At 55.4% G+C, this 4,927-nt stretch carries 6 protein-coding genes; 4 read left to right on the top strand and 2 right to left on the bottom strand.

The window, feature by feature from the left end:
* Together B3Z49_RS15400 and B3Z49_RS15395 are read right to left on the bottom strand one after the other, a co-directional pair.
* Positions 1-480: CoA transferase (locus B3Z49_RS15400; RefSeq protein ID WP_296992467.1), on the bottom strand; the 480-nt coding region annotated here is incomplete at its 3' end.
* Between the two features lie 25 nt (positions 481-505).
* Entirely contained in the window at positions 506-994 is a 489-nt protein-coding gene (locus tag B3Z49_RS15395; RefSeq protein ID WP_296992465.1) for a CaiB/BaiF CoA transferase family protein, read from the bottom strand.
* 118 nt (positions 995-1,112) lie between these two features.
* Here B3Z49_RS15395 and B3Z49_RS15390 point away from each other — a divergent pair, with 118 nt between their 5' ends.
* The 4 genes from B3Z49_RS15390 to B3Z49_RS15375 all read left to right on the top strand — a co-directional run.
* The gene (locus B3Z49_RS15390; protein ID WP_063089516.1) at positions 1,113-1,793 is read left to right on the top strand and encodes an IclR family transcriptional regulator; all 681 of its coding nucleotides are present in this window, start codon (positions 1,113-1,115) and stop codon (positions 1,791-1,793) included.
* 317 nt (positions 1,794-2,110) lie between these two features.
* Positions 2,111-3,109, top strand: coding sequence for a tripartite tricarboxylate transporter substrate binding protein (locus B3Z49_RS15385; RefSeq protein ID WP_197147460.1), 999 nt, complete (start codon positions 2,111-2,113; stop codon positions 3,107-3,109).
* Between the two features lie 44 nt (positions 3,110-3,153).
* Entirely contained in the window at positions 3,154-3,642 is a 489-nt protein-coding gene (locus B3Z49_RS15380; RefSeq protein ID WP_008891054.1) for a tripartite tricarboxylate transporter TctB family protein, read from the top strand.
* Positions 3,635-4,927 (top strand): tripartite tricarboxylate transporter permease (locus tag B3Z49_RS15375; RefSeq protein WP_296992458.1); only part of this gene is annotated, 1,293 nt, incomplete at its 3' end. The genes B3Z49_RS15380 and B3Z49_RS15375, both read left to right, overlap by 8 nt.

Below are 4,927 nucleotides of genomic sequence, written 5' to 3'. Positions count from 1 at the left end.
AAGCGCCTGTGGCACGGTCAGAACCGCACCGGCCGGAACACCAACGGCGTTAAGCTTTTCAACCCAGCAATCGGTTTCTTGCGTAACCAGCACTTCCTCAAGCAGTTCCGTCAAAGCCGATCTGTTTTCGAGCCGTTCCTTACGTGACACAAACCGCGGGTCCTTGATAAGCGCCTCAAGACCAAGAACACCGCACAGGGCTTCGAATTGTTCCTGCTTGTTTGCGGCGATGTTGATCTGGCCATCGGCCGTGGCAAAGGCGCCAGACGGTGATGACGTGAAGTTGTCATTGCCATTGGCGGTCGGCTCCTTGCCGGCAATCAGATAGTTCGAGACCACCCAACCCATCGTGGCAATCACCGATTCCAGCATCGAAATATCAATGAAGCTGCCCTTGGCATCCTTGTTGCCCATGGCCCGCCCCGCCAACGCCGAACTGATGGCAAAGGCCGCAGTCATGCCGCCAATGGTATCGGCCATCGGATACCCGACGCGATAGGTCCCTTTAGCCTTCCTCGCCAGTGATCGTCATGATGCCCGAAAGGCCCTGAACAATCTGATCATAGGCGGGAAGTTTCTTCATCGGGCCACTCTGGCCAAAGCCGGAAATCGCGCAATAAACCAGCCCCGGATTAACCTTTGAAAGTACATCGTAGCCAAGCTCAAGACGATCCATCACGCCCGGACGGAAGTTCTCGACCAGAACATCGGCCTTGGCCACGAGCTTTTTGAGGATTTCTTTCCCGCGCGGATCCTTAAGGTTCAGCGTGATCGAACGTTTACCGGCGTTCTGTGCCATGAATGAAACGCCCATAAGCTTTTCATTGAGCTCCATGTCGGCGCCAAGCTGGCGGGCAAGATCGCCACGCCCCGGCGCTTCAACCTTGATGACATCCGCCCCCATATGGGCCAGCTGGTGACAGCAAAACGGTCCGGCCAACACATTCGTCAGGTCAAGAACCGTGATTCCGGAAAGAGATTTCGGTCCGCTCATGGATATTTCCTAAATTCTGTCTGGTAGAATTATGTTCTATTATATAGAATTTTGAGCTTGGACAAAATGGTCTTGGCGCTCTCACTGCGCCAAATCAGAGCACGAAACGGATTTAACCATGTCAGAACAGAACGTTACGGCAGTCGAACGGGCTTTGGGAATTCTTGATGCCTTCACCGATCAGGACCATGACCTGTCGCTCAAGGACCTGTCCGAACGTACCGGAATGTACAAAAGCACCATCTCGAGACTGGCGGGAACGTTGGAGTCTTGTGGTTTTTTGATGATTTCGGGTCGTGGCCGCTATCGCCTTGGCCCGGCACTTTGGCGTCTGGGTTCGATTTACCGGCGATCATACGGCATGGACGATATCGTCCGCCCACACCTATCGATCCTTGTTTCGGAAAGCGGGGAAACCGCATCCTTTTACGTGCCCGAAGGCGCCAATCGATTGTGCCTGTTTCGAGAAAACTCCCCAAGCAGCCTGCGTCATCATCTTGAAGAAGGCGCCATTCTTCCTTGCGAATTCGGGGCTGCTGGCCACGTCATCCGCGCCTGGGGCGATGGCGTCGATGACCGTTCGTTACAGGTCCTCGAAGACAGGTTTGCCCTGAGCGAAGGCGAACGTGATCCGGATGTTTCGGCGATTGCCGTACCGGTACTGGATCGCCAGAACCACCTGCTCGGTGCACTTGCCCTTTCTGGTCCGATCAGTCGGTTCACCCCGGAAAAGCGACTCAAATGCCTGGCTTCGCTGCAATCACGTGCAGCGGATTGCGGTAAACGCATGTCTTCATGATCACAAACGGCCGCCTATCTTTGCCGCTAACGCATAAATCATGTGAAGTTTTTTCACCCATTTTTTGCCAATGACAGGTTGGTGACAGGTTTGGCTGTTACCGTCCCGCCACTGCCGATCCGTGAGTCATAAATTGGCCCCGGAACAAACAAGAAGAAAATTCGGCAAGGGAGGTCAGGTCAATTTCCGGGGTCAGGTGGGCATTCATGCCTCTGAAAGCGGTGTTCGGACTCCCCTTGCTGGTGCTTTGTTCCATTGATCGGCTTGCCACTATTCGGGTGGCTGGGAAATTGCTTTAGTGTCTGGAGGAGACCCTGATGAACAAACTGTCGATGTTCTCGCGTCGCGGATTTATCGCAGCAGCCACGGCTGTTGCTGTTTCGACTGCTGCATTTGGTGCAATGGATGCCAAAGCTGCAGAAATCGACGAAATTCACTTCGTCATTCCGGGCGGCGCAGGCGGCGGCTGGGATGGCACGGCACGTGGTACCGGTGAAGCCCTGACCAAATCGGGTCTTGTTGGCACCGCGTCCTACGAAAACATGTCTGGCGGCGGCGGCGGTAAGGCCATTGCCTACATGATCGAAGCTGCTGATCGTCTTGATAACACCCTGATGGTCAACTCCACCCCGATCATCGTGCGTTCGCTGACCGGCGTCTTCCCGCAGTCGTTCCGCGACCTGACCCCGATCGCAGCCGTTGTTGCTGAATACGCCGCATTCGCTGTTCCGGCCGACAGCCCGTATCAGTCCTTCACCGACGTTGTCGACGCGGTCAAAGCTGATCCGTCTTCGGTCAAGTTCGGCGGCGGTTCGGTCCGTGGCGGTATGGACCACATCGTTGCAGCCTATGCCGTTCAGCAGGGCGGCGGCGATGCCAAACAGGTAAAATACATTCCTTATGACGCAGGCGGCAAAGCAATCGCTGGCCTTCTGTCGGGTGAAACCGAAGTTCTGTCGACCGGTCTGGGCGAACTGCTTGAACTTGCCAAGGCAGGTCAGGTTCGCATTCTGGCTGTAACCTCGAAAGAACGCGTTGAAGCTGCTCCGGACGTTCCGTCGCTCGGTGAACTCGGCATTGATGCTGAATTCGTCAACTGGCGCGGTTACTTCGGTTCGCCTTCTCTGTCAGCTGACAAAGCGGATGCCTATGCTGCGATCCTCAAGGACGTTCAGGCAACCCCGGAATGGGAAACCGTTCGTACCCGCAATGGCTGGGAAAAAATCTACAAGCCGCGTGCTGAGTTTTCTGCCTTCATGGAAAACCAGGAAAAGGTCGTTGGCGACCTGATGCGCGACCTTGGCTTCCTGAAATAAGCCGTTAATACACAAGTAAAAAGACCTCCGAAGGAAACCACGCCATGTCCATCAATCGCGACAAATTCGGCGCGCTGCTATTTCTTTGCCTTGCGCTGATATATGGCTTCTATGTCGATGACATCCCGCTGCTGTTTGGCGACGAGGATGCCCCGTTCAATGCCAGAACCCTCCCTAACGCCCTTGCATGGTTGCTTGGTGTGGTTTCCTTCATCCAACTGGTGCTGCCAACCAACAAAGAGGCCGGCAGCCTCGAACACGCTTTCCGCGGTCTTAAGTGGAAACGCGTTGTTATCCTGGCGGCACTGATGGTGTTTTATGGCCTGACCATCCGCCAGCTGGGCTTCCCGATTTCAACATCGCTCTTCCTGATGGGCGGTTTTTATACGCTCGGCGAACGACGTCCGCTGGTTCTGATCCTGACGGCTGTCGGTGTCACGCTTGCTTTCTGGGGCTTGCTCTATGCCATGGGCATCTACCTGACCCCGGGCGATTTCTTCTATTATCTCGGTTGGATGTCAAACGATGCTTGAGGGAATTTTCTCCGGTCTTTCGACCGCTGTCATGCCGATCAACCTGTTGATGGTTGCGGTCGGCTGTTTCGCAGGCACCTTTATCGGGATGCTTCCCGGTCTTGGCCCAATCACTGCCATTGCCCTGATGATCCCGATCACCTACGGGTTTGATCCGTCCACCGGCCTTATTCTGATGGCGGGCGTGTATTACGGGGCAATCTTTGGCGGCTCGACCTCTTCTATTCTGATCAACGCGCCGGGTGTTGCCGGAACGGTTGCGACCGCCTTTGACGGTTACCCGATGGCCCAAAAGGGTCAGGCTGGCAAGGCACTGGCCATTGCCGCCTACTCGTCATTCTCTGGCGGTACAATTGCTGCAATCTTCCTGCTGGTGGCCGCACCGGCACTGGCATCGGTTTCGTTGTCGTTCCAGTCTGGTGACTATTTCGCATTGATGGTGCTTGGTCTGACGGCTGTGTCTGCCTTTGCCGGCAAGGGACAGGTTCTTAAGGCGATTACCATGACCCTGTTCGGGATCATGCTTTCGACCATCGGCACGGATCCGGCGGCTGGCGTTGCCCGCTTTACCTTTGGCAGCATGGATCTTGTCGACGGCATCAGCTTCCTTTTGCTGGCCATGTCGACCTTTGCCCTTTCAGAGGCTCTGCTCTCGATCCTGCGTCCGACCAAGGACACCCGTTCCGAGGAAGAAAAGGCGCTTAAAAGCCTGGGCTCGATGAAGCTGTCGAAGGAAGAAGTCAAGATCATGATCCCGGTCATTGGCCGTTCCTCGGTTCTTGGCTTCTTTACCGGCGTTCTGCCGGGTGCCGGTGCAACGATTGCATCCTTCCTTGCATATGGCATGGAACGCAATATTGCCTCGGCCAAGGAAAAGCTCGGCTTTGGCAAAGGCTCCATCCGTGGTCTGGCCGCGCCGGAAACCGCAAACAACGCTGCGTGTTCCGGTTCCTTCGTACCGCTTCTGACCCTTGGTATTCCGGGTTCGGGCACCACGGCGGTGATGATGGGCGCGCTGATTTCCTATGGTGTTCAGCCGGGTCCGCGTCTGTTTGTTGAACAGCCGGACGTGTTCTGGTCGGTGATCATTTCGATGTATATCGGCAACATCGTGTTGCTGGTTCTGAACCTGCCGCTGATCCCATATATCTCGCGTCTTTTGGCCCTGCCCCAGCAGCTTCTTGTTCCGTTCGTTCTGTTCTTCTCGCTGGTTGGTGTCTATCTGGTGACCTTTAACACCATGGACATCCACATGATGGTGATTGCAGCTGCAATCGCGATCGGC

The organism is Thalassospira sp. UBA1131 (genome assembly GCF_002311515.1).
GTDB lineage: Bacteria > Pseudomonadota > Alphaproteobacteria > Rhodospirillales > Thalassospiraceae > Thalassospira.
This window is presented reverse-complemented; position numbering and strand designations above follow the sequence as displayed.

Bases quoted from the DNA above. Each gene is read 5' to 3' on its own strand.
- B3Z49_RS15395 (WP_296992465.1), bottom strand. From the start codon at position 994: ATGAGCGGACCGAAATCTCTTTCCGGAATCACGGTTCTTGACCTGACG.
- B3Z49_RS15390 (WP_063089516.1), top strand. From the start codon at position 1,113: ATGTCAGAACAGAACGTTACGGCAGTCGAACGGGCTTTGGGAATTCTT.
- B3Z49_RS15385 (WP_197147460.1), top strand. From the start codon at position 2,111: ATGAACAAACTGTCGATGTTCTCGCGTCGCGGATTTATCGCAGCAGCC.
- B3Z49_RS15380 (WP_008891054.1), top strand. From the start codon at position 3,154: ATGTCCATCAATCGCGACAAATTCGGCGCGCTGCTATTTCTTTGCCTT.